The organism is Alcanivorax quisquiliarum (assembly GCF_023051175.1).
GTDB classification, from domain to species: Bacteria; Pseudomonadota; Gammaproteobacteria; order Pseudomonadales; family Alcanivoracaceae; genus Isoalcanivorax; species Isoalcanivorax quisquiliarum.
In genome coordinates this window covers 611582-637345 of sequence record NZ_JALKII010000002.1, presented here as the reverse complement: position 1 = coordinate 637345, position 25764 = coordinate 611582, and the positions used below count along the sequence as shown (strand labels likewise).

General features: G+C 62.5%; 22 protein-coding genes. 13 read left to right on the top strand and 9 right to left on the bottom strand.

The window, feature by feature from the left end:
• Nucleotides 1-393 precede the first annotated feature (393 nt).
• Nucleotides 394-2415, bottom strand: a complete 2022-nt coding sequence (locus MU846_RS05860; RefSeq protein WP_246950147.1) for a PhoX family protein — start codon at nucleotides 2413-2415, stop codon at nucleotides 394-396.
• A 196-nt stretch (nucleotides 2416-2611) separates the two neighbouring features.
• On the opposite strand from MU846_RS05860, the gene ubiD reads away from it, so the two are divergent.
• A complete protein-coding gene (gene ubiD / locus MU846_RS05855) occupies nucleotides 2612-4102 on the top strand; it encodes a 4-hydroxy-3-polyprenylbenzoate decarboxylase (RefSeq protein ID WP_246950145.1) in 1491 nt (496 codons plus the stop codon).
• A gap of 96 nt (nucleotides 4103-4198) precedes the next feature.
• On the opposite strand, the gene MU846_RS05850 is transcribed toward ubiD, so the two are convergent.
• Nucleotides 4199-4858, bottom strand: a complete 660-nt coding sequence (locus tag MU846_RS05850; protein ID WP_246950143.1) for a cation efflux transmembrane domain-containing protein — start codon at nucleotides 4856-4858, stop codon at nucleotides 4199-4201.
• Between the two features lie 66 nt (nucleotides 4859-4924).
• Here MU846_RS05850 and MU846_RS05845 point away from each other — a divergent pair, with 66 nt between their 5' ends.
• Both MU846_RS05845 and MU846_RS05840 read left to right on the top strand, forming a co-directional pair.
• Complete coding sequence (locus MU846_RS05845; protein WP_246950141.1) at nucleotides 4925-5413, top strand: MerR family transcriptional regulator; 489 nt, start codon at nucleotides 4925-4927, stop codon at nucleotides 5411-5413.
• Nucleotides 5414-5536: 123 nt separating this feature from the next.
• Nucleotides 5537-6022, top strand: a complete 486-nt coding sequence (locus MU846_RS05840; protein ID WP_246950139.1) for an FKBP-type peptidyl-prolyl cis-trans isomerase — start codon at nucleotides 5537-5539, stop codon at nucleotides 6020-6022.
• A gap of 113 nt (nucleotides 6023-6135) precedes the next feature.
• Here the strand turns inward: MU846_RS05840 and MU846_RS05835 are convergent, their stop codons facing one another.
• A complete protein-coding gene (locus MU846_RS05835) occupies nucleotides 6136-7245 on the bottom strand; it encodes an S-(hydroxymethyl)glutathione dehydrogenase/class III alcohol dehydrogenase (protein WP_246950137.1) in 1110 nt (369 codons plus the stop codon).
• Nucleotides 7246-7373: 128 nt separating this feature from the next.
• On the opposite strand from MU846_RS05835, the gene MU846_RS05830 reads away from it, so the two are divergent.
• Nucleotides 7374-8300 (top strand): LysR family transcriptional regulator, encoded by a 927-nt coding sequence (locus MU846_RS05830; protein ID WP_246950135.1) that lies wholly within the window; start codon nucleotides 7374-7376, stop codon nucleotides 8298-8300.
• 210 nt (nucleotides 8301-8510) lie between these two features.
• On the opposite strand, the gene crcB is transcribed toward MU846_RS05830, so the two are convergent.
• Complete coding sequence (gene crcB / locus MU846_RS05825; RefSeq protein WP_246950133.1) at nucleotides 8511-8897, bottom strand: fluoride efflux transporter CrcB; 387 nt, start codon at nucleotides 8895-8897, stop codon at nucleotides 8511-8513.
• Nucleotides 8898-9038: 141 nt separating this feature from the next.
• Entirely contained in the window at nucleotides 9039-10718 is a 1680-nt protein-coding gene (leuA, locus tag MU846_RS05820) for a 2-isopropylmalate synthase (protein ID WP_246950131.1), read from the bottom strand.
• A gap of 318 nt (nucleotides 10719-11036) precedes the next feature.
• Here leuA and MU846_RS05815 point away from each other — a divergent pair, with 318 nt between their 5' ends.
• Nucleotides 11037-11522, top strand: coding sequence for an Lrp/AsnC family transcriptional regulator (locus tag MU846_RS05815; RefSeq protein ID WP_246950129.1), 486 nt, complete (start codon nucleotides 11037-11039; stop codon nucleotides 11520-11522).
• Nucleotides 11523-11615: 93 nt separating this feature from the next.
• On the opposite strand, the gene MU846_RS05810 is transcribed toward MU846_RS05815, so the two are convergent.
• The gene (locus MU846_RS05810; RefSeq protein ID WP_246950127.1) at nucleotides 11616-11981 is read right to left on the bottom strand and encodes a hypothetical protein; all 366 of its coding nucleotides are present in this window, start codon (nucleotides 11979-11981) and stop codon (nucleotides 11616-11618) included.
• 209 nt (nucleotides 11982-12190) lie between these two features.
• Between MU846_RS05810 and MU846_RS05805 the strand changes: the two genes are divergently transcribed.
• Together MU846_RS05805 and MU846_RS05800 are read left to right on the top strand one after the other, a co-directional pair.
• Nucleotides 12191-14179, top strand: coding sequence for a TonB-dependent receptor plug domain-containing protein (locus tag MU846_RS05805; protein WP_246950125.1), 1989 nt, complete (start codon nucleotides 12191-12193; stop codon nucleotides 14177-14179).
• A 189-nt stretch (nucleotides 14180-14368) separates the two neighbouring features.
• The gene (locus MU846_RS05800; protein WP_246950123.1) at nucleotides 14369-15691 is read left to right on the top strand and encodes an HmuY family protein; all 1323 of its coding nucleotides are present in this window, start codon (nucleotides 14369-14371) and stop codon (nucleotides 15689-15691) included.
• 89 nt (nucleotides 15692-15780) lie between these two features.
• Here MU846_RS05800 and MU846_RS05795 read toward each other — a convergent pair whose 3' ends face one another.
• Entirely contained in the window at nucleotides 15781-16362 is a 582-nt protein-coding gene (locus MU846_RS05795; RefSeq protein WP_246950121.1) for a DUF411 domain-containing protein, read from the bottom strand.
• A gap of 290 nt (nucleotides 16363-16652) precedes the next feature.
• Between MU846_RS05795 and MU846_RS05790 the strand changes: the two genes are divergently transcribed.
• The 4 genes from MU846_RS05790 (at nucleotide 16653) to MU846_RS05775 (ending at nucleotide 20603) form a co-directional block, all read left to right on the top strand.
• Complete coding sequence (locus tag MU846_RS05790; protein WP_246950119.1) at nucleotides 16653-19121, top strand: heavy metal translocating P-type ATPase; 2469 nt, start codon at nucleotides 16653-16655, stop codon at nucleotides 19119-19121.
• 75 nt (nucleotides 19122-19196) lie between these two features.
• Entirely contained in the window at nucleotides 19197-19607 is a 411-nt protein-coding gene (cueR, locus tag MU846_RS05785; RefSeq protein WP_246950117.1) for a Cu(I)-responsive transcriptional regulator, read from the top strand.
• A gap of 2 nt (nucleotides 19608-19609) precedes the next feature.
• A complete protein-coding gene (locus MU846_RS05780; RefSeq protein ID WP_246950115.1) occupies nucleotides 19610-20080 on the top strand; it encodes a flavodoxin family protein in 471 nt (156 codons plus the stop codon).
• A gap of 337 nt (nucleotides 20081-20417) precedes the next feature.
• Nucleotides 20418-20603: a hypothetical protein gene (locus MU846_RS05775; RefSeq protein WP_246950108.1), complete on the top strand. Its 186-nt coding sequence runs from the start codon at nucleotides 20418-20420 to the stop codon at nucleotides 20601-20603.
• A 730-nt stretch (nucleotides 20604-21333) separates the two neighbouring features.
• Here the strand turns inward: MU846_RS05775 and MU846_RS05770 are convergent.
• Nucleotides 21334-22716, bottom strand: a complete 1383-nt coding sequence (locus tag MU846_RS05770) for a hypothetical protein (RefSeq protein ID WP_246950106.1) — start codon at nucleotides 22714-22716, stop codon at nucleotides 21334-21336.
• 597 nt (nucleotides 22717-23313) lie between these two features.
• On the opposite strand from MU846_RS05770, the gene MU846_RS05765 reads away from it, so the two are divergent.
• Nucleotides 23314-23721 carry a glycerate kinase gene (locus MU846_RS05765; RefSeq protein ID WP_246950104.1) on the top strand — a complete coding sequence of 136 codons (408 nt, stop codon included), beginning with the start codon at nucleotides 23314-23316 and terminating at the stop codon, nucleotides 23719-23721.
• A 225-nt stretch (nucleotides 23722-23946) separates the two neighbouring features.
• Nucleotides 23947-25107, top strand: coding sequence for an alpha/beta fold hydrolase (locus MU846_RS05760; protein ID WP_246950102.1), 1161 nt, complete (start codon nucleotides 23947-23949; stop codon nucleotides 25105-25107).
• Nucleotides 25108-25132: 25 nt separating this feature from the next.
• Here the strand turns inward: MU846_RS05760 and bioD are convergent, their stop codons facing one another.
• Entirely contained in the window at nucleotides 25133-25762 is a 630-nt protein-coding gene (gene bioD, locus MU846_RS05755; protein WP_246950100.1) for a dethiobiotin synthase, read from the bottom strand.
• Between the last annotated feature and the right edge of the window lie 2 nt (nucleotides 25763-25764).

The window sequence follows — 25764 nt, the reverse complement described above, 5'->3', positions numbered from 1 at the left end:
CCGGGCACAAAGCCGCGCAATAACTCGCGTACCATTTCCGCATGTGAGAACAGCAGACGGTAGCTGGTGTCGTGGTCGTCCATGTATGCACTCTCCTTGTGCAGCCAATATAACGATGGCGAATAACAATGGAGAGTAACAATGCAGGGCACAGAGGGCTGTGGCGTATCTCGGAAGAACGCGTAGGCGTTTGCCGCGAAACGCTGTAGGAAGATGGCTGCTGGTATTTTGCCTGCTCCGCTCTCCACTGGTCGGTGATGCGGGGTACAGAGCAGCTACAGACTGCCCTCTTCCACGACTGGAAGGACAAACGAAGTGAAGAACAGCGGCAAGCTGTCGCGTCCACGAGCCCCTCTTCCACAAGGGAAGAGGGGCGTTGCAGAGGGGCGGGTATTACAGGCCGATCACGCCGCCGTCGTCTTTGGTGATGATGACGGTGGCCGAACGCGGGCGGTCGCCCGGTATTTCGGAAGGCCAGTTGCTGGTGAAGTTACCGGGTTGCGAGCGATCACCCGGATGCTGGATGTTGACGAACATGGTGCGGTGATCCGGTGTCAGCACCACACCGGTGACTTCGCAATCCATCGGGCCGACCAGAAAGCGTTTGATCTCGCCGGTTTCCGGGATCGCCGCCAGCATGGCGTTGTTGCCGAAATCACCGTCGGCGGTGAGCCCCGCCTGCTGATTGCCTGACATATCGGTCTGAATCCAGAGAATGCCGGATTCGTCATACAGCAGGCCGTCGGGGCTGGCGAAATAGTTTTCTTCAGTAAGGTGCTGGCCGGTCGAGGGCACATAGCCTTTCAGGTGTTCCACATCACGGCCGCCGAACACGAAGATATCCCAGGTGAAGGTCGTCGCTGCAGGCGCGCCCGCTTCTTTCCAGCGGATGATGTGCCCGGTACGGTTGAGCACGCGGGGATTTGCCCGGTTGGCGTACTGGCGGCCGCTGTTGTTGGTGAGCGTGAAGTAAACTTCGTTGGTGTTCGGGTTTACCGCACCCCACTCCGGGCGATCCATCGGTGTGGCGCCGCGCATGTCTGCTGCGCTGCGAGTGTTGACCAGCACATCTGCCTGCGAGCTGAACTTGATGGCCGACTCGCTCATGTCTGCCTGGAAATCCACATCGTCGAAATCCAGCGCCAGCCATTCCCCGGTACCATCGTCGTTGAAGCGAGCCACGTACAAGGTGCCGTCATCAAGCAGGTCATCGCCGGTCATGCCTTCAGCATAGTTGGCGTTGGAAACGTATTTGTAGATATATTCGTTGGCGGAATCATCGCCGGAATAGAACACTACCGGTTGGCCGACCACCGCTGGCACGGGCACCACTCCTTCATGAGCAAAGCGGCCCATGGCCGTACGCTTTTTCGGCACGCTGGTGGGATCATACGGATCGAATTCGACAATCCAGCCAAAATTGTTCGGCTCGTTACGAAAATCTTCGGTCGCATCGGCGCCGGTGATCGCCGTCTGGAAGCGTGTGAACGCATCGTCGATTGGCGCACCGCCATCTTCCACGTCATACCAATGGTAATTCTGCCATCCCGTCACGCTGTAACGCGCCAGCTCGCGTGGCACCGGATCAATCGACGCATCCAGGTGGAAGTAGCCTGCCCAGTTTTCTTCCGAGATCAGGTAAGTGCCCCACGGAGTAAAACCGCTGCCGCAGTTGTTCAGCGTGCCGCGTGTGTGGGTGCCTGCCGGGCTATAGGCGGTGCGCACAAAATCGCTGCCCCGCACCGGGCCGGCCAGCTCCATTTCGGTGAAGGCGGTCAGGCGGCGGTTGAGGCCGTTGTTGAGCAGCTCCCATTCACCGTTGGCGCCTTTTTGAACCTCGACAATGGCAATGCCGTGCGCGTTCATTTCCTTGCGTGCTTCATCCAGCGGGCGGGGCCGGGCTGACGGACCGGCAGCGTGAATCACGTTCCGGTCGATGTATTCATGGTTCATCACCAGAATGCCGTGCTCGGAGCTGCCATTGATGGGGAAGAAATGAATGCCGTCGTGGTGCGAGCCCATCTGCTCGGCTTGCTCGTCGCCAGTGTTGCTGCCATCAGCCATGTAAGCCGGCATGCTGCCCAGAATTGGCGTGCCCCAGGGCAGGAACGGCCGTGCGGTGTAACCCGCCGGCACTTTGATGGTGTCATCACGGCCGGCTGGGACGGCGTCGAAACCCAGCCGCGGCTGCCCCACCCCACCGGGCCGGCTGCTACTGCTGCTGCCACCACAAGCGGCCAGGGTGCCACCCAGAAATGCGACAGCGCCCACGCCCAGCGACCCCTGCAACATCGCACGGCGCGAGAAGCGGGTTTGAATGACATCGGCAAAATGACGGTTGTCGGAGTGGTTGGCGCACGGCTCCGGCGGATTACCGTCGATAACGATGTGTTCCTTGTTCAGTTTACTGTTCACGGCTGGATTCCTCTGGCTTGTTGATGACGCACAGCAGCAAAACTCGGGTTGGAAAAGACCCTATACGCCGCAGGTGAAAAGCCGGTGATCAAGAGGTTGCAGAAAAGCGACACCACCGTGACAGCGGTGTGATGCCGCCCTCCCCCCCGCAGCTGTTATACTGCCGGGCAACTTCCTTGCCCCGGCAGGTTTTCTGATGAAATACGGCGACTTGCGTGACTTTATCGCGCAACTGGAACAGCGCGGCGAGCTCAAGCGCATCACCGTCGAGGTCGATCCTTATCTGGAAATGACCGAGATTTGCGACCGCACACTGCGTGCCGGCGGCCCGGCACTTTTGTTTGAAAATGTGAAGGGATCGAATATTCCGGTGCTCGGCAATCTGTTCGGCACGGAAAAGCGCGTTGCGCTTGGCATGGGGCGCGAGTCTCTGGAGGAGCTGCGCGAGCTGGGCGAATTGCTGGCATTTCTGAAAGAGCCCGAGCCGCCCAAGGGCTTTCGTGATGCGCTGTCGAAACTGCCGATCCTGAAACAGGTGCTGTCGATGAACCCGAAGGTGATCGGCTCGCCGGCCTGCCAGCAGGTGGTGATCGAGGGCGATGACGTGGATCTGTATCGCCTGCCGATCCAGACCTGCTGGCCCGGCGATGCCGGCCCGCTGGTGACCTGGCCGCTGGTGATTACCCGTGGCCCGAACAAGGCGCGGCAGAACCTCGGTATTTACCGGCAGCAACTGATCAGCCGCAACAAGCTGATCATGCGCTGGCTGAGTCATCGCGGCGGCGCACTGGACTTCCAAGAGTGGCAACAGACACATCCCGGCGAGCCGTTTCCGGTTTCCGTGGCCCTTGGCGCCGATCCGGCCACCATCCTTGGCGCGGTCACGCCGGTGCCGGATTCGTTGAGCGAGTACGGCTTTGCCGGCTTGCTGCGTGGCGGCCGCACTGAGGTGGCCGCTTGCCTGGGCAACGAATTACAGGTGCCGGCCAGCGCCGAGTTTGTGCTGGAGGGTGTCATTCATCCCGGCGAGTATGCCGATGAAGGCCCGTTTGGCGATCACACGGGCTATTACAACGAAGTGGATCGCTTCCCGGTATTCACCGTGGAGCGCATCACCCACCGGCGTGATCCGATCTATCACAGCACCTATACCGGCCGCCCGCCCGATGAACCGGCAGTGCTCGGCGTGGCGATGAACGAGATTTTCGTGCCTATTTTGCGCCGGCAGTTCCCCGAGATCTCCGATTTTTATTTGCCGCCGGAGGGCTGCTCCTACCGCATGGCGGTGGTGACCATGAAGAAACAATACCCCGGCCATGCCAAGCGCGTGATGATGGGCGTCTGGTCTTTCCTGCGGCAATTCATGTACACCAAGTTCGTGATCGTCTGCGACGACGACATCAATGCACGGGACTGGAAAGACGTGATCTGGGCAATGACCACGCGCATGGACCCGATCCGCGACACTACCCTGGTGGACAACACGCCGATTGATTATCTGGATTTCGCCTCGCCGGTGTCCGGCCTGGGTTCCAAGATCGGCTTCGATGCCACCAACAAATGGCCGGGCGAAACCGACCGGGAATGGGGCCAGCCGATTGTCATGGACGAGGCCGTGAAACAGCGCGTGGACAGCCTGTGGGACGAGCTGGCGATCTTGCCGGCCGAAACGGACGCTACACGTTAGCCCGCGGCCGAGCCTGGCGGGCCAGTGGCACTGCACGCGCAGTGACACCGGCCACCCCCGGCCTCCCGGCCACCCGAAAAGCGCCCTCGCAAGCCGCTATCCACTACCGCCGGAGCGCAGCTCCCGCAACGCCTGCCGCAAGATCAACGTGGCGCTGTGCAGAAACAGCCCGGCCATGGCCCCGGCCACCAGCAGATCCGGCCAGCCACTGCCCAGCCAGGCCACCAGCCCGGCAGCGCCCAGCACCGCCACGTTGCCGATGGCATCGTTGCGCGAGCACAGCCACACCGAGCGCACATTGGCATCGCCATCGCGGTAACGCAGCAGGATCAATACACTGGCGACGTTCGCCGCCAGCGCGAGCAAGCCGATCACGCCCATCACTTCCGGCTGTGGCTGGTGCACGGTGAACGCCTCCCATAATGTGCTCCCCAGCACCCAGCCGCCGATCAGCAGCAGCGACACACCCTTTGCCAACGCCGCGTAACTGCGCCAGCGCAGCGGCTTGCCCAGCACCCAGAAACTCAGGCCGTATGTCAGGCTGTCCGCAAGAAAATCCAGCGCATCGGCCTGTAGCGCACGGGAGCCAGCCAGCGCGCCGGCCAGCATCTCGATCACGAACATGCCGCCATTGAGCACCAGCACCCATATCAGAGCGCGGCGGTAGCCGGCGCTCATGCCATCGAAAGCGGCGCCGTGATCGTGCCCCGAGGCAACACTGCTGTGGCAACGCGTAGAGGGGCAATGCGTAGACATGACAACTCCAGATCAGCACTATCAATACTCGACAGGCTAATACCTATAGCAACTGGAGGTTCAAGCATGTCCGCGCTCAGTATCGGCCAGTTGGCTCGCGATACAGGCTGCAAGGTGCAGACAATTCGTTACTACGAGGAGATCGGCCTGTTGCCGCCAGCGGCACGCAGTGCCGGGAATCAGCGCCGCTACAGCCAGGCGCAGCTGCGCCGGCTGCGCTTTATCCTGCATAGCCGGGAGCTGGGCTTTGCGATTGCGGATATACGGCAGCTGCTTGAGCTGGCCGACCAGCCGCAGCAGCCCTGCGCCGAGGTGGATGCGCTGGCAGAGCGGCACCGGGCCAATGTGCGCCAGCGCATCACCCGCTTGCGCGCCATGGAGCAGGAGCTGACGCGCATGTTGCAACATCATCAGCATGGCGAGATTCGCGAATGCCGTGTCATTGACGTGTTGGCCGATCACGCGCTATGCAGCACCGTCCATGCGCCTGCGCCGGGCCTTGCACCGGGCGACGATGACGAGCACAACGCGATAAATCCTGCCGAATCTCGCTGACAGCGCAGCGGCACGCAACGGCCCGCAACGTCAGGCACCGACGCTCAACTAGCCCGCTACGGTGGCCAGCGGCGCTATCGCTCGTTAGCATGGGGGCTCATTCACCAACCGACCGGATGTTTCATGCAAATTGCAGAGAACGCCGTAGTGGCGATCCACTACACCCTGACCAACGATGCGGGCGATACCCTGGACTCCTCCCGTGAACGCGACGAACCGCTGGCCTACCTGCACGGGCATGGCAATATTATTCCGGGTCTGGAAAAGGCACTGCTCGGCAAGCAGTCTGGCGATACGCTCAAGGTTACTGTCGAGCCGGCCGAAGGCTACGGCGAGCGCCATGAAGGGCTGATTCAGGAAGTGCCACGTGAAGCCTTCCAGGGCGTGGACGAGCTGGAGCCGGGCATGCAATTCCAGGCCAGCACCGATGCCGGGCCGCGCATGTTCACCATCACCGACGTTCAGGACGACGTGGTGACGGTAGACGGCAACCACCCGCTGGCGGGCGCAACGCTGCACTTCGACGTGGAAGTCGCCGACGTGCGTGCCGCCAGTGCGGAAGAGCTCAGCCACGGCCACGTGCACGGCCCGGGTGGCCACGAGCACTGAGTCGGCTGGCCGGCGACCCTGCACGCCGCGCCCGTCGTTGAGGGGGCGCGGCGTGCAGCCGTTCGACGACCGATCAGCCACCCATCGGGTGGCAATCGCCTAAGCCTGAACCATCAAAAGTGCAGCACCGTGCGAATGCTCTTGCCCTCGTGCAGCAGATCAAATGCTTCGTTGATCTTCTCGAACGGCATATCGTGCGTGACGAACTCGTCGATCTTGATCTCGCCGTTCATGTATTGCTCCACATAACCCGGCAGCTCGCTGCGACCTTTCACGCCGCCAAACGCCGAGCCGCGCCAAACACGGCCCGTCACCAGCTGGAACGGCCGCGTGGAAATCTCCTCGCCTGCACCGGCCACACCGATGATGATCGATTCGCCCCAGCCCTTGTGGCAGCACTCAAGCGCCGAACGCATCACGTTGACGTTACCGATGCACTCGAACGAGAAGTCCACGCCACCGTCGGTCATGTCGACGATCACCTGCTGGATCGGATCGCTGTAATCCTTCGGGTTGACGAAATCGGTGGCGCCGAACTGACGCGCCAGCTCGAATTTATCCGGGTTCACGTCAATAGCAATAATGCGTGCTGCTTTCGCCATCACCGAGCCCTGAATCACTGCCAGACCAATCGCACCCAGGCCGAACACTGCGACCGTCGCCCCTTCGTGCACCTTGGCCGTGTTGAGCACTGCGCCAATGCCGGTGGTCACGCCGCAGCCGAGCAGGCAGATCTTGTCCAGCGGTGCTTCCTTGGAGACTTTCGCCAGCGACACTTCCGGCAGCACGGTGTATTCCGAAAACGTCGATGTACCCATGTAGTGGTGCAGCATCTTGCCGTCCAGCGAGAAGCGCGAGGTGCCATCCGGCATCAGGCCCTGGCCCTGAGTGGTGCGCACGGCGCCACACAGGTTGGTCTTGCCCGAGAGGCAGAATTTGCACTTGCCGCACTCGGCGGTATACAGCGGGATCACATGATCGCCCGGCTGCAGGCTGGTCACGCCCGGCCCGACCGCTTCGACGATCCCGGCGCCTTCATGCCCCAGCACAGAAGGAAACAACCCCTCCGGGTCTTTGCCGGAGAGCGTGTAAGCATCAGTGTGGCAGACGCTGGTGGCGACAATACGCACCAGCACCTCACCCGCTTGCGGGTCTTGCACGTCGATTTCCGTCAGCGTCAGGGGCTTGCCAGCCTCCAGTGCGATCGCGGCGCGTGATTTCATGGGAGCACTCCTTACAACAGAGCCGGCAAAGCCGGCAACAAATGACTTAAAGTGGACGGCAGTGTAGATTATTGCCCCCTGCCGGATAAAGGTGCCGGACATCACAACATCATTGCCGTGGAGCAACAATGAAGCAATGGAGCAGCATCGAAGCGTTTGTCGAAGTGGTGCGCCAGGGCTCGTTTTCCGCCGCAGCGCGCCAACTCAAGGTGTCGGCCTCTCACATTAGCCGGCTAGTGAGCCAGCTGGAAGCCCGGCTGGGCGTGCCATTACTTTATCGTACCACCCGGCAGATTCGCCTGACCGAAGCCGGCGAGCTGTACCACGCCCACTGCCGCCACGCGCTGGATGGTTTCCGCGAGGCCGAGGCCGCGCTCGGCGATACCCTGGCCAGCCCGCGCGGCTTGCTGAAGCTGACCGCCTCCACCACCTTCGGCGAGCGCCATATCGCGCCGCTGGTAAATCGTTTCATGCAATGCCACCCGCAACTGGAAGTGCGTATGCACTTTACCAACCGCCGCGTGGCGCTGATCGACGAAGGCTATGACGTGGCCATTCGGCTGGGCCAGTTACGGGATTCCAGCCTGATTGCGCGCCGCCTGTGCGAGCGCCGCGAGCACGTGGTCGGCAGCCCTGCTTATTTTGCCTCGCACTCGCCACCGGCCCATCCCAACGAGCTGACGCGCCACGCCTGCCTGCTGGGCTCGCTGGATAGCTGGCGTTTCATGATCGATGGCCAACGGCGAGAAATTCGCGTGACGGGTCGCTGGCAAGCCAACTCCGGCCCGGCGCTGCTGGATGCCACGCTGCGTGGGCTGGGCCTGAGCCAGTTGCCGGATTATTACGTTGATGAATACATCGCCAGCGGGCAGCTGATACCGGTGCTGGCGGATTTCCGCTTTGCTGATACGGCGGTATGGGCGGTTTATCCGCGCCACCGGCAACTTTCACCCAGCGTGCGCCAACTGGTGGATTTTCTTGCGCAGCAATTGCAGCAACCTGCTGGACAGGGCAGCAGCGTGGCCATGCCGGATTCAAGCATCGCGCCGGAATGAGCATCAGCACGGCACCAGGAAAAGCGGCGCGCAAGATCGGGCACCGCATCAGGTCAAGCGCTGCGTCAGAATAAAAACAACATCAGAATAAACTCAGCGCCAAAAACCTGGTAACAGAAAAGTCAGTATCAAAATATACTGCGCCTAGCCCTAGCAGAACAGACGCAGCGCCACCTCGAACATCGGCGCTGTGCAGCGGCGCCAACTACATCAGGAAGCCAATTGCCTGGCCAGCAACATGCCCAGATACAGCGCGCCGATACCAAGGATCAGCGTGCTGCCGATATACAGCCCGGCCACGGCAATTTCGCCTTTCGTATAAAGCGACACCACCTCCAGCGAGAAGGCCGAAAACGTGGTGAAACCACCGAGCACGCCAGTAACGAAGAAAAGCTGAAGCTGCGGCGGCACCCCGTCGCGGGCGGTAGCCCACCAGGCCACCAACACGCCCAGCAGCAATGAGCCGATGATATTGACCAGCAGCGTGCCCAGCGGATAGTGAAACGAGTTGCCCGGCAACCGGGCCACCAGCAGGCTGACTCCGTAACGCATCACTGCGCCGAGGCCACCCCCTGCAAAGACGACAAGAAATCCCATGCTGGCCAGCCTTCCGGGGCGCAAGCGTGTTGCGACATCAACAGAAAAGCGGATCGCTCAGGCTATTGCCCGTGCGATCCGCCACGATTCACCGTTATCCGGTTATCCACCCTGAATGGCACCAGCCGCGCTGCCGGCAGATCACCCGACGCTGGCGAGCGACGCACGCACCGCCGCCACGCGCCCAACGGCCGACAGCACTGCCTGCAAAGCAGCCGAGGTGGTATCGTCGGCCATGGCTGCGGCACTGCTGAACTCATCGCCGACCCGCACCCGCACACACGCCATGGCGCTGGCATCGGTGCCTTCGTTCAGCGCGAATTCGTCGAAGCCTTCCACGGCAATATCTTGTCCCGTGCAGCGTTTGATGGCTTCCACCAATGCCTCGACACCCCCACGGCCCTCGGCAGCCAGCACCGTGGTGTCGTCGCCATCACCGCCGATGCTGATGCGGGCATCCACCACATCGCGCTCGCGATTCAGCTCATAGGCGTGCAGCTGCCAGCCTGCCGGCGTGGCCAGATAATGCTTGTTGAACAGCGCATGAATCTGCTCGCCGTTCACCTCGCCTTCCTGCTCTTCCGCCTGCTCCTGCACCACGCGGGAAAACTCGATTTGCAGCCAGCGCGGCAAGGTTATGCCGAAATCACGCTCCAGCACATGCAGCACACCGCCCTTGCCGGATTGCGAATTGATGCGCACGACTTCTTCGTAGCGGCGGCCCAGATCACGCGGGTCGATGGGCAGATAGGCTATCTCCCAGACATCGCCTTCCTGATAAGTGCTCAGGCATTTGCGGATGGCATCCTGGTGGCTGCCCGAAAAGGCCGTGAACACCAGCTCACCCGCGTAAGGATGCCGCGGGTGGGTGCTGATTTCCGTCACCGATTCCACTGTCTCCGCAATCTCGCGGATATTGGAAAAATCCAGCATCGGATCAACGCCCTGGCTGTACAGGTTCATCGCCATGGTGACGATATCCATGTTGCCGGTGCGCTCGCCGTTGCCCATCAGGGTGCCTTCCACACGATCCGCCCCGGCCATCACGCCCAGCTCGGCAGCGGCCACACCGCAGCCACGGTCGTTGTGGGTGTGCAGGGAAATCTGGATGTGCTCCCGATGATGCAAGTTGTCGTTCATCCACTCGACCATATCGGCGTACACGTTCGGCGTGCTCACCTCCACGGTGGCCGGCAGATTGATGATGACCGGCTGGCCTTTATGCGGCTGCCACACATCGATCACCGCGTTCACGACCTCGGCCGCCACCTCGAGTTCGGTGCCGGTGAAACTCTCGGGCGAATACTGGAATATCCACTCGGTCTCCGGCGCCTGTGCAGCGTGACGCGCCACCGATCGCGCTCCGTTGACGGCAATCTCGCGGATGCCGGCAACATCCATGCGAAACACCTTCTCCCGTTGCACACGCGAAGTGGAGTTGTACACATGCACCACCGCGCGGCGTGCGCCCTTGAGTGCTTCATAGGTGCGCGCAATCAACTCTTCACGAGCCTGAGTGAGCACCTGAATGGTGACATCTTCCGGCACCAGATCTTCTTCGATCAGCTTGCGCACGAAATCGAAGTCAGGCTGCGAGGCGGCGGGAAAACCCACTTCGATTTCCTTGAAGCCCACTTTCACCAGCAGCAGGAACAGGCGCGTTTTCTGCGCCACGGTCATCGGCTTCACCAGCGCCTGGTTCCCGTCGCGCAGATCAACCGCGCACCAGTTCGGCGCACGCTCGATGACCTTGTCCGGCCAGCGCCGCTGGGGCCGGGCGATGGGTGTAAAAGGGCGGTATTTGCGGTGGTCGAATGCCATGATCTGTTGTCTCCGCTGGTGCTATGTCTGCTTGCTGGGCCTGCTTGCCGGGCCTTGAAAAACCAAACGGGCCAGGGGCCCGTCTGCCACAGGGCGATACGCCCTGCCTGTGTCGGTCTGCCGTGGCGCTTGTGGCGCTGGCGGCTGCCCGGATAGGGCGGGTGGCGACACAATGCCCTGGGCTTGTGGCCGGGGGCTCGTGTCGACAAGGAACAGTCTAGGCGTCTGCGCCCGCAATGTGCGTGCTAATCTCGGGTGATTTGGCATTGATTCGGTGATAAATTGCTATCAACCCATCTATTTCGGTGATTTATTGCCATGAAAGACAATTATGTGAAACTGGATCGCTTCGACCAGCGTATTCTCGCCGCCTTGCAGCGTGATGGCGGCCTGAGCAACCAGCAGCTGGCGGAAGAAGTGGGCCTGTCTGCCTCGCCCTGTTCGCGGCGGGTACAGAAACTGGAGGAGGCCGGGATTATCCGCGCCCGTACTGCGCTGCTTGAGCCACGGGCGCTGGGGCTGGACATGACCGCGCTGATCCAGATCAGCATGGATCGCCACACGCCAGAGCGCCTGGAAAACTTCGAGCGCACTGTGGCGAGCTATGAAGAAGTGCAATGGTGTTACCTGATTACCGGCCAGGCCGCCGACTATGTACTCAAGGTGATGGTGCCGGACATGGAGCGCTACCAGCAGTTTCTGCTCAACAAGATTACTCGCATCGAAGGCGTCAGCGGCGTGCAATCCAGCTTTGTGATGCGCAAGGTAGTGGATTCCACCGCCGTACCGCTGGGCTATTTATAGTTATAGCCTTTTAGCCGGCCGCGACTGTGCCGCAGCGTGAGCGCTCGGCTATGCCCGCCCTGCCAAAAAAACCGGTGCCGGGCGGTGCCCGCGTCACTCCGAGGCTGCCTGCGCCTGGGCCTGCTCACGCAGCTGGCGCAACCGTACACTCGCCTGATAGTTGATCAAGCAGATACCCACCAGCCCCACCATCGGCACCAGCAGCGAGCCGACCAGTAACAGCACCGCCCACACGGCGCCGCGCACCACATATGCCAGCATCGCCATGAACACCACTGCCGCCGTGCCGGTGGCCAGCATCAGCGTTGTCAGGTGCCTCAACGTGGTATCGGCCAACGACACATCGCCGTAGCGCAACCCACCGAGCAGCAGCGCGACCCCGAGGCTGATCGCCACCATGATCCACATGGCCTTGCGGCGGTAGGTGATGAGATGCTGCTGGCGCTGATTGTCGTTCACGAGTGGCTCCTGAAGAGTAAGGCAGCGTAAAACAGGCGCCATGATAACGCGCCGCCCAGGTGATGCCGAGTCGGCGCGGCTGTTTCCGGGCCGTATCCACTGCTCAACTGCCGCGCAAGCATGACGTTCGCACCAACGAATGAAAACCATTTCCATTTATAACTGGTAATCATTATCATTCGCAAAACTTGGAAAAACGGACTCTGCTCATGCGCTTCCACCCTCCCCTGCATCGCCCCGTGCGCCATGGCTGTGCCCTGCTGCTGCTCGGGCTGGCAGTGTCCACACCCGCGAGCCAGCTGCTGTCCCCGGTGGTGGTCACCGCCACACGCACTGACAAAACCCTGGACGACACCCCGATCCGCACCGAGCTGGTCACCCGCGACGAGATCGAGCGCACCCACGCACGCAGCCTGAAAGAGGCGCTGGAAAATATTCCCGGCCTGCAATTGCGCGAAATCCACGGCAAATCCGGGTTCGAGGTGTCGTTGCAGGGGCTCTCCAGCGAGCAGGTGCTGGTGCTTATCGACGGCCTGCCGATCACCGCCAGTACCGGTTCCACCGTGGATCTGAGCCAGTATGCGCTGGCCGATGTGGAGCGTATCGAGGTCATCAAGGGCGCCGCTTCGGCACAACACGGCAGTGCCGCCATGGGCGGAGTCATCAACGTCATTACGCGCCGGCCGGCACCGGGCTTTGCCGGGCAGGTAACGCTGGACGGTGGCAGCTACGGCCGGCAAAACCCGTCTGGCCGCACGCTAGATCTCAGCCGCCAGCACGGCCAGGCCATTGTCGAGGGCGGCTCGGAAACATGGCGGCTGCGGCTGGGCGCAGACCGCCAGGATGGCGACGGCTTCACCCTCGACCCGGATGCCTGGCGCCAGCAAGGCGATGCGGTGCTGCGCGATCAGCTCAGCGGCTATCTCGGCTGGCAACCCGGCAGCGGCAAGCGAGTGTGGCTCGATGGCAACCGTTACCGGGAAGATGCCGAGCAACGCTTCACGTTGCTGGCGCCGCCGAATCTGGTGCCACAACGCAAACTTGAACAGATTGAACGTGACCGCCTCACCGGTGGCGCGGAATGGCGCTATGAGAGCGGCCTGGCCTGGCAGATCAAGGGGCTGGCGGAGCAATACGACAGCCACTCGGTGACGCGCTCCAATACTGTCGCCACCGCTGATCGCCGCGCCGCCCTGGATACCTCGCACCTGAGCACGCAGCTGGACCTGCCGCTGTGGCGTCGCCAGCTGTGGCAGATCGGCGCCGATCTGCACGAGGAGGAATTGCAGCAAAGTGTGAACGGCAGCTCCGAGCTGGATGGTGATCGCGTCACGCGCAACAGCCGCGAACTGTTCGTGCAGAACGACATTCTGCTCACCGAGGCCACCGAAATCGTCCTCGGGGTGCGCTATCAGGACGATTCGGATTTCGGCGGCCACACAGCGCCGAAAATTGCCCTGCGCCATGATTATCTGGATGGCCGGCGCTGGCGCGGCACGTTGCGCACCAGCGTGGGGCAAGGCTATCGGGTGCCCAATCTCAAGGAGCGTTATTTCCGCTTCGATCACAGCAACCTGGGCTATCGCGTGGTCGGCAACCCGGCCCTTGAGCCGGAATCCTCCACCAGCTGGCAGCTGGGCAGCACCTTGCAAAGCGATCGCATCACGCTGGATATCAATGCCTTCTACAACCGCGTGCGTGATCTGATCCAGATTGATGAAGAAAACGGCAGCACGGTGGGCGGCATCACCGAATACAGTTACGACAACATCGCCAGCGCCCAGACACTGGGGCTGGAAAGCAGCCTCACCCTGCAACTTGGCCCGCGCACCCGCACGCGCCTGGCCTACACCTGGACTGACACTGAAAACCGCGACACCGGGGAGAGCCTGACGCGCCGCCCGGCGCATATTGCGCTGTTGTCGCTGGATTGGACGCTGCCCTCGGAAACCACCTCGATCTCGCTGCGCGGCCGCTACCAGAGCCGCGAGCTGGTGAGCACCGAAGACCGTACCTGGTCATCCGCCTGGGCCACCATGGATCTCGCCATCAATCAGGACATCACGCCGCTGCTCCGCGTGTTCGCCGGTATCGACAACCTGTTCGACAAGCAACGGGATTTCAGCGACAGCACTGATTTCGGCCCGCTCTCCGGCCGCTTCGGCTATCTCGGTGTGCGTTACCAATGGGGCCGTTGATGCCCTGGCACGCCACCGTCTCCGGCGCCGGGAGCGCCGCGCACAGCACTGTGCGCCCGGGCGCAGCAGGTCACACCTGGGCGCTGGGCCGCGCCTGTTTTTCTCGCGCTGCCGCAACGCGCCTTTTTACCCCTTGTCGCTTTTTTACCCCTTGCCCCTTTACCCCTTGCCACAGTGGAGACTCGAACCATGACGGACCGCACCTTCTCTCGCAGCACAACCGCTCGCAACACACTGCTGCAATACGGCGCCCTGCTGTTGCTCGCCGCTGGCCTCGCGGCTTGCGGCGGCAGTAGCAGCAGCCATCGCGGCGGCAACAACGACGGCCCGCCCACGGATGACACCGCCTTTACCGACACCGCCAGTTGGACGTTCCAGTTGCCCGGCAATGGCGGCCAGCTTTGCTTTGATTTCGATACCAATACACAAGTTGACGACTGCACCGGCACCGGCTGGGATGTACGAGTGCGTAGCGGTGGCCGCAGCGCGACGTTCTGGACGAATAGCGGCACCACCCATGCCGCCGGCCAGGGCGGCGCCTTTGCCGGCCCGTTCGACTACAGCTGGAGCGCGCTGCAAGACTGGCAAAGTGGCCTGACAGATGGCGATGGCACCACCATTCCGGCAAACCTCTATGTTGCCGATGGCACCAGCGGCGTGTTTGTCGGCGACAACGGCATTCAGGCCGCCGCGTTTGAATATGGCATCGGCGGCGGGCACCAGTTGTTTCCCAATTACCGGGTGTTTCTCATCACCACGGACAGCACTGATGCCAGCAACGAGAGCAACGAGAGCAACGGCAGCACGCGAGTGTTCGCAGTGCAGATTACCGGCTATTACGGCGGCCCCTCCGGCACTGCTTCCGGCTACCCTTCCCTGCGCTGGATCGAGCGCACCGATGGCGCCAGCGTGCAACAGGAGACCATCAATGCCTCCGGCGGCGAGTGGATTCATTACGATCTCGTCAACCAGACGGTGGTGGATGCACCGAACGCCAGCAACTGGCAGATCGCGTTCAACCGCTACAACATCAAGCTCAATGGCGGCGAATCCGGCGACGGCACGGTAGCCGGTTACCTGGGCAAGACCCCCGCCGGCTTTTACGACAGCGAAGGCCAGCCCATTGCCAGTGCGTTTCTCAACAGCAGCCCCGCCGCCACACTGGCCGACCTGACCGCCGCCGATATGGCCACACCGGCCAACGCTCATGCCTGGGTCAGCGACGGCACACAATCACGCCTGAACGCGGCCTACCGTGGCAGCCATCCGGCACCGCTGGATTTCGGCTGGTACACCTACTACTCGCAGGCGGCCGATGCGCAGGCAGTGCTCGGGCCAGACGCCGCGGGCCACATGCTGGCCGCCAATCCCGAAAACGGTGGCATGATCCGCTCCGGCACCGGTGACAGCTATGCCCGCCTCCACGTCACCAATATCCAGTACGCCGATATCAGCGACAACAGCAGCGCGCAAACCTGGACGATCGAATTCGACGTGCAGCCGGCGCATTGAACGGCAAACACCGGGGCGTGCCACGGTGCCCCGGCGTCTGATAACCCTGTTAACCAGTGGCCGGCCGTTAGTGGCTGGCTAGCAGCTGGTTAGTGGCTGGAAAACACCGACACCCCGCCGGTGTCATCCAGCAACAACACGTCATAGGCATCGTTGGCGCGCCCCGGCACTTCCATGCCGGGCGAACCGATCGGCATCCCCGGCACCAGCAGCCCTCGCCCTTCGGGTGCCTCGGCCAGCAGGCGTTTCACATCGCTCGCCGGCACATGGCCCTCAAGCAGATATTGCCCGACCGTAGCGGTGTGGCAGGAGGCATAACGCGCCGGCACGCCCAGCCGCGTCTTGACCTGATGCATGGCAGGCTGCACGACATCGCGCACGCTGAAGCCGGCCGCGCGCATATGCGCAATCCAGTCACCACAACACCCGCAGCTGGGGCTGCGCCATACGGTCACTTCAGGTAGGGCCGCTTCAGGCAGGGCCGCTTCGGATAGCGCCGCTTCCGCACGGGCCGAGCCTGGCGGTGCCCCTTTCGACACGCTCGCTTCCGGCAGCGCCGCGCCAGACAAGGCCGCCTCGGCGCCCATGGCCAGCATCGGCGTACCACCCACCAACACGCCGGCCAGCAGCCAGCGCAATATCAATCTGCGTGATAATTGAGAAAAGCTCATGCTGTGCCTCGCGTAGCAATTTATCAGTGGCCGCTTTCCGGTCGCTGCTTTCTGTTCATTGTGTTCTGGCCAGTGCGTTCTGACCGATACTTTCCGAACGATACTTTCTGACCGCTGCTTTGTGCATTCTGTACATTTTTTCTGTGCATTACGTCGATCACTCCAGGCTAATCCCTGCACGCTGATCGACAACGACTGCCATCAACGATGACGCCAGCCAGCATTGACCTTACCATGATGGGAAGGTCAATCATGTCAGCCTGCACCTGCCTTACAACGGAGACGCCACCATGCCCGATCAACCCCGCGATGATACGTCGCCTCGCACGCTGCGCCTGCATATCGAAGGTATGCACTGCGCATCCTGTGTCGGCCGCATCGAGGGCGCGCTCCAGAACGTGCCGGGTGTGCAAAGTGCGCAGGTCAATCTCGCCACTGAAACTGCCGAAGTGGCCGGCAATGCCGCGCTGCCGGCCGAGACGCTGGTGACGGCGGTAAAAAGCGCCGGCTATCTGGTGCAAACCCAGCAGCTCACCCTGAATATCGACAAGATGACCTGCGCCTCCTGCACCGCCCGTGTGCAAAAGGCGCTGGCGGCAGTGCCCGGCGTCCTGTCGGCGAGCGTCAACCTGGCCAGCGAACAGGCCAGCATCACGGTGCTCGAAGGCACCGCCCCCTCGCTGCTACGCGATGCGGTGCGCGAGGCCGGCTATCAGGCCAGCCTGCCCTCGGCGGATGGCCCGGATCGGGAAGCCCGCCGCGAGCAGGAGGCGCGCAACCTGAACCGTGATTTCTGGCTGGCCCTGGTGCTGACGCTGCCCGTGTTCATCATGGAAATGGGCAGCCATCTGTTCCCGCCGTTTCATATCTGGCTGATGCTGAAACTGGGCCATGACACCAACAACCTGATCCAGTTTGTGCTCACCACACTGGTGCTGATCGGCCCGGGGCGGCGCTTCTTCACACAGGGCGTGCCGGCGCTGTGGCGGCTGGCACCCGACATGAACTCGCTGGTGGTGGTCGGCACCACGGCAGCGTGGGGCTATTCCGTGGTGGCCACCTTTGTGCCGCACTGGCTGCCCCGTGGCACCGATAACGTCTACTTCGAGGCCGCTGCCGTGATCGTCACGCTGATCCTGTTGGGGCGCTATCTGGAAGCCCGCGCACGCGGCCGCACCAGTGATGCGATCCGGCATCTGGTCGGCCTGCAACCGCGAGTGGCGCGGGTGCGCCGCGATGGCGCGCTGCATGACGTGCCCATCGCCGAGATCGACGTCGGCGACGAACTGGTGGTGCGCCCCGGCGAAAAAATTGCCGTGGACGGCGAAGTGATCGACGGGCGCTCGCACATTGATGAATCCATGCTCAGCGGTGAATCCGAGCCAGTGGTGCGCGAAACCGGCGACGAGGTGATCGGCGGCACGCTCAATACCAGCGGCACGCTGACCTACCGCGCCACCCGTGTGGGCAGCGACACGGTGCTGGCGCAGATCATCCAGATGGTGGAAAACGCGCAGGGCGCACGGCTGCCGATCCAGGCGCTGGTGGATAAAGTCACCCTCTGGTTCGTGCCTGCGGTCATCGGTATCGCGCTGGCCACCTTTCTGGTGTGGCTGGTGTTCGGCCCGCCGCCGACGCTGGCGATGGCGCTGGTCAATGCCGTGGCAGTGCTGATCATCGCCTGCCCTTGTGCCATGGGCCTGGCGACGCCGACATCGATCATGGTGGCCACCGGCCGCGCCGCCAGCATGGGCATTCTGTTCCGCCACGGCGAGGCATTGCAGGCGCTGCGCGAGACGCAGGTGATCGCCTTCGACAAGACCGGCACTCTCACAGTGGGCCGCCCGCAACTGACCGATCTGGAGCCGGCCGAGGGCGTTGATCGCGACAGCGCACTGCGCCTGATCGCCGCCGCCGAGCAGGCGTCGGAGCATCCCAGTGCCCGTGCGCTGGTCGAGGCCGCAACAGCAGCGGGCCAGACCCTGCCGCCCGCCAGTGATTTCCAGGCCCGCGCCGGCTTCGGTGTCAGCGCAGAGGTGGAAGGTCGCCAGGTGCGAGTGGGCAATGCCCGCCTGATGGCAGAGGCGGGGATTGATACCGCGCCGTTTCGTGAGCGGGCCGACACCCTGGCCGGAGCCGGCAAATCACCGCTGTTCGCAGCCCTCGACGATCAGCTGATTGCCGTGCTGGCGGTGGCGGATACGCTCAAGCCCGGCGCCGCGGAAACCATCCGGGCGCTGCATGCACGGCAAATCGAGGTGGTGATGATTACCGGCGACAACCGCCGCACCGCCGAAGCCATCGCCCGCGAGGCAGGCATTGATCGCATGTTTGCCGAAGTATTGCCGGATGGCAAGGTGGCCGTGATCGAAACGCTGCGCGAGGGCGGCCGCCGTGTTGCATTTGTCGGCGACGGCATCAACGATGCGCCCGCGCTGGTGGAAGCCGATGTAGGCATTGCCATCGGCACCGGCACTGACGTGGCCATTGAAAGCGCTGACGCCGTGCTGATGTCCGGCGACGTGCTCGGCGTTACCCGAGCGGTGGAGCTGTCGCACGCTACACTGCGCAATATTCGCCAGAACCTGTTCTGGGCGTTTGCCTATAACGGCGCCCTGATCCCGGTGGCAGCCGGCGTGCTGTACCCGGCCTTCGGCTTGTTGCTATCGCCGATGTTTGCCGCCGGCGCGATGGCCATGTCGAGTGTTTTCGTGCTCACCAATGCTTTGCGGCTGCGGCGCTTCACGCCGGGCCATTGAGTCGGTTTTTTTGAAACGGGTTTAGAAGCGGGCCTCGAAACAGATATTGAAACCCGCCCTGCAGGAGGCGCACATATGAACATCGGCGCAGCGGCAACAGCGACCGGCATTTCGGCAAAGATGATTCGCTATTACGAATCCATCGGCCTGCTGCCGGCGCCAGCACGCTCGCCCTCCGGTTACCGGCATTACACCGATGACGATCTGAACAGGCTGCACTTCATCCGGCGTGGCCGTGACCTGGGTTTCTCCATGGCGCAACTGACGGAGCTGTTGAGCCTGTGGCGCGATCAGGATCGCGCCAGCGCCGATGTGAAACATATTGCCGAGCAGCATATCGAAAACATGAACCAGCGTATCCGGCAGATGCAGGAAATGGTGGCCACGCTTTCGCACCTGGCGCGTAGTTGCCACGGCGATGACCGGCCGCACTGCCCGATCATTGATGCGTTGCAACACCCCGAAGACGCGACGGGCAGGAGGTAGCCATGGCCGAAAAAACACTACTGATCGTCGCTCATGCGCCATCCGAAAATACCCGCCGTCTGGTCGAGGCTGTTTTGCACGGCAGCCGCCACCCCGATCTGGAAGCCGACGTGACCAGTCGCTGGGTGCCGCCGCTGGAAGCCGGCCCGGAAGACGTGCTCAGCGCTGATGGCATTATCCTCGGCACCACGGAAAATCTCGGCTACATGAGTGGCGCGCTGAAGGATTTTTTCGACCGCACTTACTACGCCGTGCTGGAAGAAAAACAGGGCCTGCCCTGCGGCGTTTTCATCCGCGCCGGCCACGATGGCACCGGCACCCGGCGCGCACTGGAGAGCATCCTGACCGGGCTGCGCTGGCGTATGGTACAAGAGGTGCTGATCTGCCGGGGCGATTGGCAGGACGATTTTGTGACGCAATGTGAAGCTCTTGGCCTGGCACTGGCAGCGGGCCTGGATGCAGGTATTTACTGATAGCGAGTCTCTCGACTTCTTAACCTTCCAATCGCTCGACTCTAACCGTTTGTCTGCCACTCGCTTGCCTCTCACCCGCTTGTTTAATCGCCGGCTTGTCTATCAGACTCGCATTTTCTGACGTCTCGTTTCCCGATCTTTCGCCAGCTGCCCGCGCGTCTCATCGCCTGGCCGGAACCAAAAACCGGCATATCCGCCGTCGCAATAAAGCAAAATGCAACGCTGCGGCTGCGTTGCCCTGCCTAACCCTGTTCCGCTCCGCGCCGTTTTGCTCTGCGCTACATAATCCCTTCACAACCGCTACCATGAACACATTGCCATCGAATCCGGAGTGCGCATGTCTGTTTCCACAAGTCAGATTCTGGTGCTCGCTGCCATCGGCTTGCTTCTGCTGAATATCGGCTACGTCAAACGTGCCTCTCGGGCCGGCATGGTGATGCTGTGCCTGGGCGTCATTTGCATGGTGCTGGTGATCAGCGGCGGGGTTTACGTGGGCTTGCACGGCGGTTCGGCAACGTTCTGACACACCGCAATCGTGCTTGCGTTAACGTTTTGCCGGGCGATGGTCGGGGCTGATAGCGTTCATGCATCACAACGCGATCTGCCGATGGCGGGATGAAAGACAGCTGCTCTCCCCTTGTGGGACAAACGGAGAGGGGAGCGAAAAGCTGATTCGCTTGCCCTTCGGGCCTACCTGCGGCTGTTCTGCGCTTCGCTTGTCCCACGAGAGAGAGACTAAAGAGAGCGGTATTTTGGACAACCCCGTAGGTGCTTTCACGGATATCGAAAATGCCTCCAAAGAAATCAATACTGAAGTTTTCTTAGCCCCTCTCCCCTTGTGGGAGAGGGGTTGGGGAGAGGGGGGATTATGGCAAGAATATATACTCGGCACTTTATTTGGAACGAAACTGGCTAGCGCTCGGTATTTTTTGGCTGTGGAGTTTTTATGGAAATTTCTACTGAAAATAAGTGAAAGTAGCGCAACATGTAGCGGGCATCGTAACAACTGCATGTTCGTCGCCCCCTCTCCCCCGACCCCTCTCCCACGAGGGGAGAGGGGAGTAAAAAAGACCGGCATTTTGGACAACCCATTGGTGCTTTCTCGGATAGCGAGAATGCTTCCACGGACATCGACATAGCCGCCACGCCTTATCGTCGCCGGTCAGCGCAGCCGGCCAGTGCCGAGGGTCAGTACCGAGAGCCAGCGCCGAGCGTCAGTACCGCGAGTGAGTGCCCGGAGCGAGTGCCGAGAGTCAGCGCCGCTGGATATTCAGGCTGTAGCTGCCAGCCCCGGTATCGTCGTAACTCTGTGCCACCAGCAGATATTCACCGGCCTCCAGCGTCAGGTCCAGCCGTGCATCCAGGCCGCCGCCGCTGTCGTCATCGGCAGCGCCCATGTCTGCGCTGTAAAGCGTCAGGGCGGCATCCAGCGCCTGGGACTGCATATCCAGCTGGTAACGCCCGGCGTGGGCAATCACCAGGCGGTATTCGTCCCGCTGCCCTTGTGCCAGGTTGGCTTCGTGGCGGCTGCCGTCGCGCAACACCGGCAAGCCGCGCAAACGCTGCGGCAGATTCACCGGCGTCACTTGTGCCAGCAGTGTGAACAAGCCGCCTTCGCCGCCGATATCCGCTGCCTGCAGCTGGTATTCACCTGGCGGCAGCAGCGCTTCGATGCGTGCATCCAGCCCGCGCCCGCCTGGGCCGCTGTCGTCATCCATGAAAAAGATGCCGGCGCCGCTCAGCTCCAGATAGCTGTCGATCTGCGCCGAGCGCATGTCGATCACCACTGACGACAACTGCGTTACCGCAAGTTGATAATCCAGCGGCGCACCTGCGGCCCAGCCGGTGACGGGGGCGCCGGACAGTAGTTCGCCGCCCAACTGCAACGCGTCGTCGGTGGGCAACGGCAGGCGCTGCACCGACAGGGTGTAGCTGCCGCTGGCCTGTGTCTGCGCCCAGCCTGTTTCGATGCTGTATTCGCCGGGCGAGAGCACCGTGGAAATGCGTGCGTCCAGCCCGCCGCCACTGTCATCGTCCTGCGTCTGGATACCGTCGCCCGCCAGTTTCAGGTAGGCATCCAGCTCGTGCGAGCGCTGCGCAATGTGGAAAAGCCCCGCATCTTCCACCGTGAGGGTATAGCGGTTCGTGGCACCATCAAGCCAGCCGGTAATTTCGTCTCCGGGCACAACGGCGCCGCCTTGACGCGTTTCGACTTTCATCGCCGAAACGCGAAACGGGCCGAAGGCGTCGCTGTCACCACCACTGACCGCCAGCACATAGGTGCCCGCCTCATCGGCCCGGCGCGTCAGCACTACTTCATCGCTGCGATAGCCGTATCCGGGGCGGCCAAGGCTGCTGCCGATAAAGTCGCCCGCCGGGCCATGCAACGACAGCTCGCCCTGCAAGGCACCGGCGAGCGTGAGGCGCACCACCTCGTCCGCCGCCAGCGTCAGGCGAAACGTCTGGTAACGGCTGCCGTCTTTCAGATTCACGGGGCTGTTGCTGGTCAATTCGCCGCGTGCGGTATCGCCCAAGGCGAGCGGCGCAGAACTGCCGCCTGTCGGCAATTGCGCACAGGCGCTCAGCAGCGCGGTCGTAGCCAGTAATGCGGCGGAAGTTATTCGGGAAGTTTTCATCAACCGGTTTCCAAAGGGGTGGCCAAGAGGCGAGACTCAGCCGGCAATCTAGCAAAAGCCCCGCTGATGCGCTCTATCTTTCGGATACGTGCCATCACGCATGCCGCCGCCCAGCGGATTCCGGCTGCGATATCCATCAGACGCTCCCGGTTTCCAACGTCGTGCCCGGTATCGGATTTGCGCACCCGAACCGTAAAAACATTCACGGCAACCGCTATGATGCCACCCGCCCGAGAGGCGCTGCGCAATTCAGCTTCCGCCCACAGCGCTCGGATGCGCCGTGGCTGCCTTGCCTCTCGCGCTCAACGCGCCGCTTCAAACGGCCAACAGTTCATGGCATTCAGGGTATCGGTACTGGCTCGTAACATGACCGTACAACGCAGCCGGCCTCACAAAGGCGCGCTTGCAGATGCCCTTTATGCCCACCCCTTTCGCCTTTAGCGTCATTAGCTCTTCATCAGAGGACGCGCCATGCAGATTGTCATCGCGCCGGATTCCTTCAAGGAAAGCGCCTGTGAGCACGATGTTGCGCACGCCATCGCCGCTGCGTAAACCGCGTCTATCCCGATGCGACACTGTATTGCCTGCCGATTGCCGATGGCGGTGAAGACACCACCGGCTGGCGGGATCGGCTTTGCGCTAATGAGCGTGCCGGGTGCACAACCTGAATCCTGTATCGCGCTGCTGCTCGACGCGATCGGCCTTGATCGTTATCTCGAACATGCCGATCTGCTGATCACCGGCGAGGGCCGCATCGATGCGCAAACCGGCCACGGCAAGGCGCCCAACGGCGTGGCCCAGCGCGCACGCCATTCCGGTGTGCCTGTCATTGCACTGGCCGGCTCGGTGCCTGCCACGGCACCGCCGCCCGGCTCACCGTTTGATGTCTGGTTCAGTGTTCTCCCTGGGTCAGTGCCGCTACCGACGGCAATGGCGAGCACCGCCGCTTATCTGACAACCGGCAGCGAGCACATCATGCGCTTGCTGGCCAGCCGCATCCGATAGCGCGCCGCTGAAGCCCATGCGAAAGCCGGGTATGCGGGCCATCGTGCGCTCCTGTTTTCACCAGCGCACGACCGTGCGAATGTCGAAACCGTTTCCATCAGTAAAATAGCGCCATCGCTCCAACGGTTTTGCCAAACCGCTGCGCCATCCGCCTCGCCGGTCAGTGACAAATGCCGGCAACCGCCTAGACTGCCGCTCCACCTTCAGGTTTCCCGGAGCCCACCGATGCGTTTGCCGTCGCTACCTCGCCCCCGCCAACTGACTCAGGCCGCCAGCAACGCCCGCGCCTGGCTGCGCCGTGATCCGGCCGTGATGCGTGCCGGGCAAACACCTTTCCAGGTGATCCATCAGCATGACATCGCGCAGCTACGCTATTACCCGCCGCTGCCAGCCGGCCAGATCGACGTCGATGGCGAGCCGCTCGACGTCGCCCGGGATCGCCATGCCATCCCACTGGTGCTGGTGGCACCGCTGGCGGTCAACATGCTGATCTATGATCTGTTCCCCGAGCGCAGCCTGGTACGCTATCTGCGGGCACGCGGCTTCGAGCTGTATCTGGTGGATTGGGGCCGGCCGACCCGTGCGCACGATCACTGGAATCTTGGCACTTACATAAGCGAGCTGTTGCCGCAGATGCTGAGCAAAGTGCGCGAGCACAGCGGCGAACAAAAACTGTCACTGCACGGCTGGAGCTTCGGCGGGCTGTTCAGCCTGTGCCACACGGCGCTCAGCGATGACAAAGATATCGTCAATCTGGCGCTGATCGGCGCCCCCTGTGATTACCACGCCAACGGCGCGCTCGGCGTGCAGTATCAGCGCCTGGCGGCCGCCATGGGCTGGCTTGAGCAGCGTGCCGGCTGGCAGGTGCACCAGAGCAAACCGGGCCGCTGGCGCTCACCCGGCTGGGCCAACAGCCTCGCCTTCAAGCTGACCTCGCCGGTGGCCAGCGCGCGCAGCTACATAGAGCTGATCGCCAACCTGCGCGACCATGAATTTGTCAGCAACCATGCCACCAACAGTGCGTTTCTGGACGATATGGTGGCCTATCCCGGCGCGGTGATGCAGGACATCATCCAGTACCTGTGGACCGACAATGTACTGCCGACCGGCCAGTTGCCCATCGCCGGTTGCGATGCCCGTTTCTCTGCCGTGACGGCGAACACGCTGCTGGTCAGCGGGCGCCAGGACATGATCGTGACACGCGCTTGCACGGCGCCGATTCAGCAGCTGGTCAGCAGCAAGGATGTTTCGCTGATCGAAGTGCCCGGCGGGCACACCGGCATTCTGGGCGGCAGCCAGGCGGCCCGAGCCATCTGGCCGGCGGTGGCAGACTGGCTGGCAGAGCGCTCCGGCACGGCGACCGATAGCGCCCGCGCAACCGCCTGACGCAACCCTCGAGCGGTGCCGTGTATCACACCCGGATACGCGGCGCCGGCAGCCACTGCTCCAGCGTGGCAATATTGTCGGCCTCGGCCGCCATCGCCGTGCCGGGCACGGTGTTGGCCACCCAGCCTGCCAGCGGCAGGCCGTCACGCATGATCGCCTCGGCGGTGAGCAGGGCGTGATTCAGGCAACCCAGTCTCATCCCCACCACCAGGATCACCGGCAGTTGCAACGCCACTGCAAGATCGGCCATTGTTTCGCGATCATTCAGCGGCACCCGCCAGCCGCCCGCGCCTTCCACCAGCAGCAAATCCGGCTTCGCCGCCATCGCCCCGCGCACATAACCTGCAATGCGCGTGGCGGCCAGGGTGCGCTGCTCCCGCCGTGCGGCCAGATGCGGCGCCATCGGTTCGCGCAGCAGGATCGGGTTGACCTGTTCGTAGGGCAGTTGCACGGAAGATGCTGCCATCAGTTGCTGCGCGTCCTCGTTGCACCACTCGCCGGCCACCTGCTCCGCGCCAGCCGCCACGGGTTTCAGGCCTAGTGTGGAAAGCCCCGCTGCACGCGCTTGCCGCAGCAGCGCACAGGCCACCCAGGTCTTGCCGGCATCGGTGTCGGTGCCGGTAAGAAAATAATGGCCGCTCAAGAGAGATGTCATGG

Bases quoted from the DNA above. Each gene is read 5' to 3' on its own strand.
- ubiD (WP_246950145.1), top strand. From the start codon at position 2,612: ATGAAATACGGCGACTTGCGTGACTTTATCGCGCAACTGGAACAGCGC.
- MU846_RS05850 (WP_246950143.1), bottom strand. From the start codon at position 4,858: ATGTCTACGCATTGCCCCTCTACGCGTTGCCACAGCAGTGTTGCCTCG.
- MU846_RS05845 (WP_246950141.1), top strand. From the start codon at position 4,925: ATGTCCGCGCTCAGTATCGGCCAGTTGGCTCGCGATACAGGCTGCAAG.
- MU846_RS05840 (WP_246950139.1), top strand. From the start codon at position 5,537: ATGCAAATTGCAGAGAACGCCGTAGTGGCGATCCACTACACCCTGACC.
- MU846_RS05835 (WP_246950137.1), bottom strand. From the start codon at position 7,245: ATGAAATCACGCGCCGCGATCGCACTGGAGGCTGGCAAGCCCCTGACG.
- MU846_RS05830 (WP_246950135.1), top strand. From the start codon at position 7,374: ATGAAGCAATGGAGCAGCATCGAAGCGTTTGTCGAAGTGGTGCGCCAG.
- crcB (WP_246950133.1), bottom strand. From the start codon at position 8,897: ATGGGATTTCTTGTCGTCTTTGCAGGGGGTGGCCTCGGCGCAGTGATG.
- leuA (WP_246950131.1), bottom strand. From the start codon at position 10,718: ATGGCATTCGACCACCGCAAATACCGCCCTTTTACACCCATCGCCCGG.
- MU846_RS05815 (WP_246950129.1), top strand. From the start codon at position 11,037: ATGAAAGACAATTATGTGAAACTGGATCGCTTCGACCAGCGTATTCTC.
- MU846_RS05805 (WP_246950125.1), top strand. From the start codon at position 12,191: ATGCGCTTCCACCCTCCCCTGCATCGCCCCGTGCGCCATGGCTGTGCC.
- MU846_RS05800 (WP_246950123.1), top strand. From the start codon at position 14,369: ATGACGGACCGCACCTTCTCTCGCAGCACAACCGCTCGCAACACACTG.
- MU846_RS05795 (WP_246950121.1), bottom strand. From the start codon at position 16,362: ATGAGCTTTTCTCAATTATCACGCAGATTGATATTGCGCTGGCTGCTG.
- MU846_RS05790 (WP_246950119.1), top strand. From the start codon at position 16,653: ATGCCCGATCAACCCCGCGATGATACGTCGCCTCGCACGCTGCGCCTG.
- cueR (WP_246950117.1), top strand. From the start codon at position 19,197: ATGAACATCGGCGCAGCGGCAACAGCGACCGGCATTTCGGCAAAGATG.
- MU846_RS05780 (WP_246950115.1), top strand. From the start codon at position 19,610: ATGGCCGAAAAAACACTACTGATCGTCGCTCATGCGCCATCCGAAAAT.
- MU846_RS05775 (WP_246950108.1), top strand. From the start codon at position 20,418: ATGTCTGTTTCCACAAGTCAGATTCTGGTGCTCGCTGCCATCGGCTTG.
- MU846_RS05770 (WP_246950106.1), bottom strand. From the start codon at position 22,716: ATGAAAACTTCCCGAATAACTTCCGCCGCATTACTGGCTACGACCGCG.
- MU846_RS05765 (WP_246950104.1), top strand. From the start codon at position 23,314: ATGGCGGTGAAGACACCACCGGCTGGCGGGATCGGCTTTGCGCTAATG.
- MU846_RS05760 (WP_246950102.1), top strand. From the start codon at position 23,947: ATGCGTTTGCCGTCGCTACCTCGCCCCCGCCAACTGACTCAGGCCGCC.
- bioD (WP_246950100.1), bottom strand. From the start codon at position 25,762: ATGACATCTCTCTTGAGCGGCCATTATTTTCTTACCGGCACCGACACC.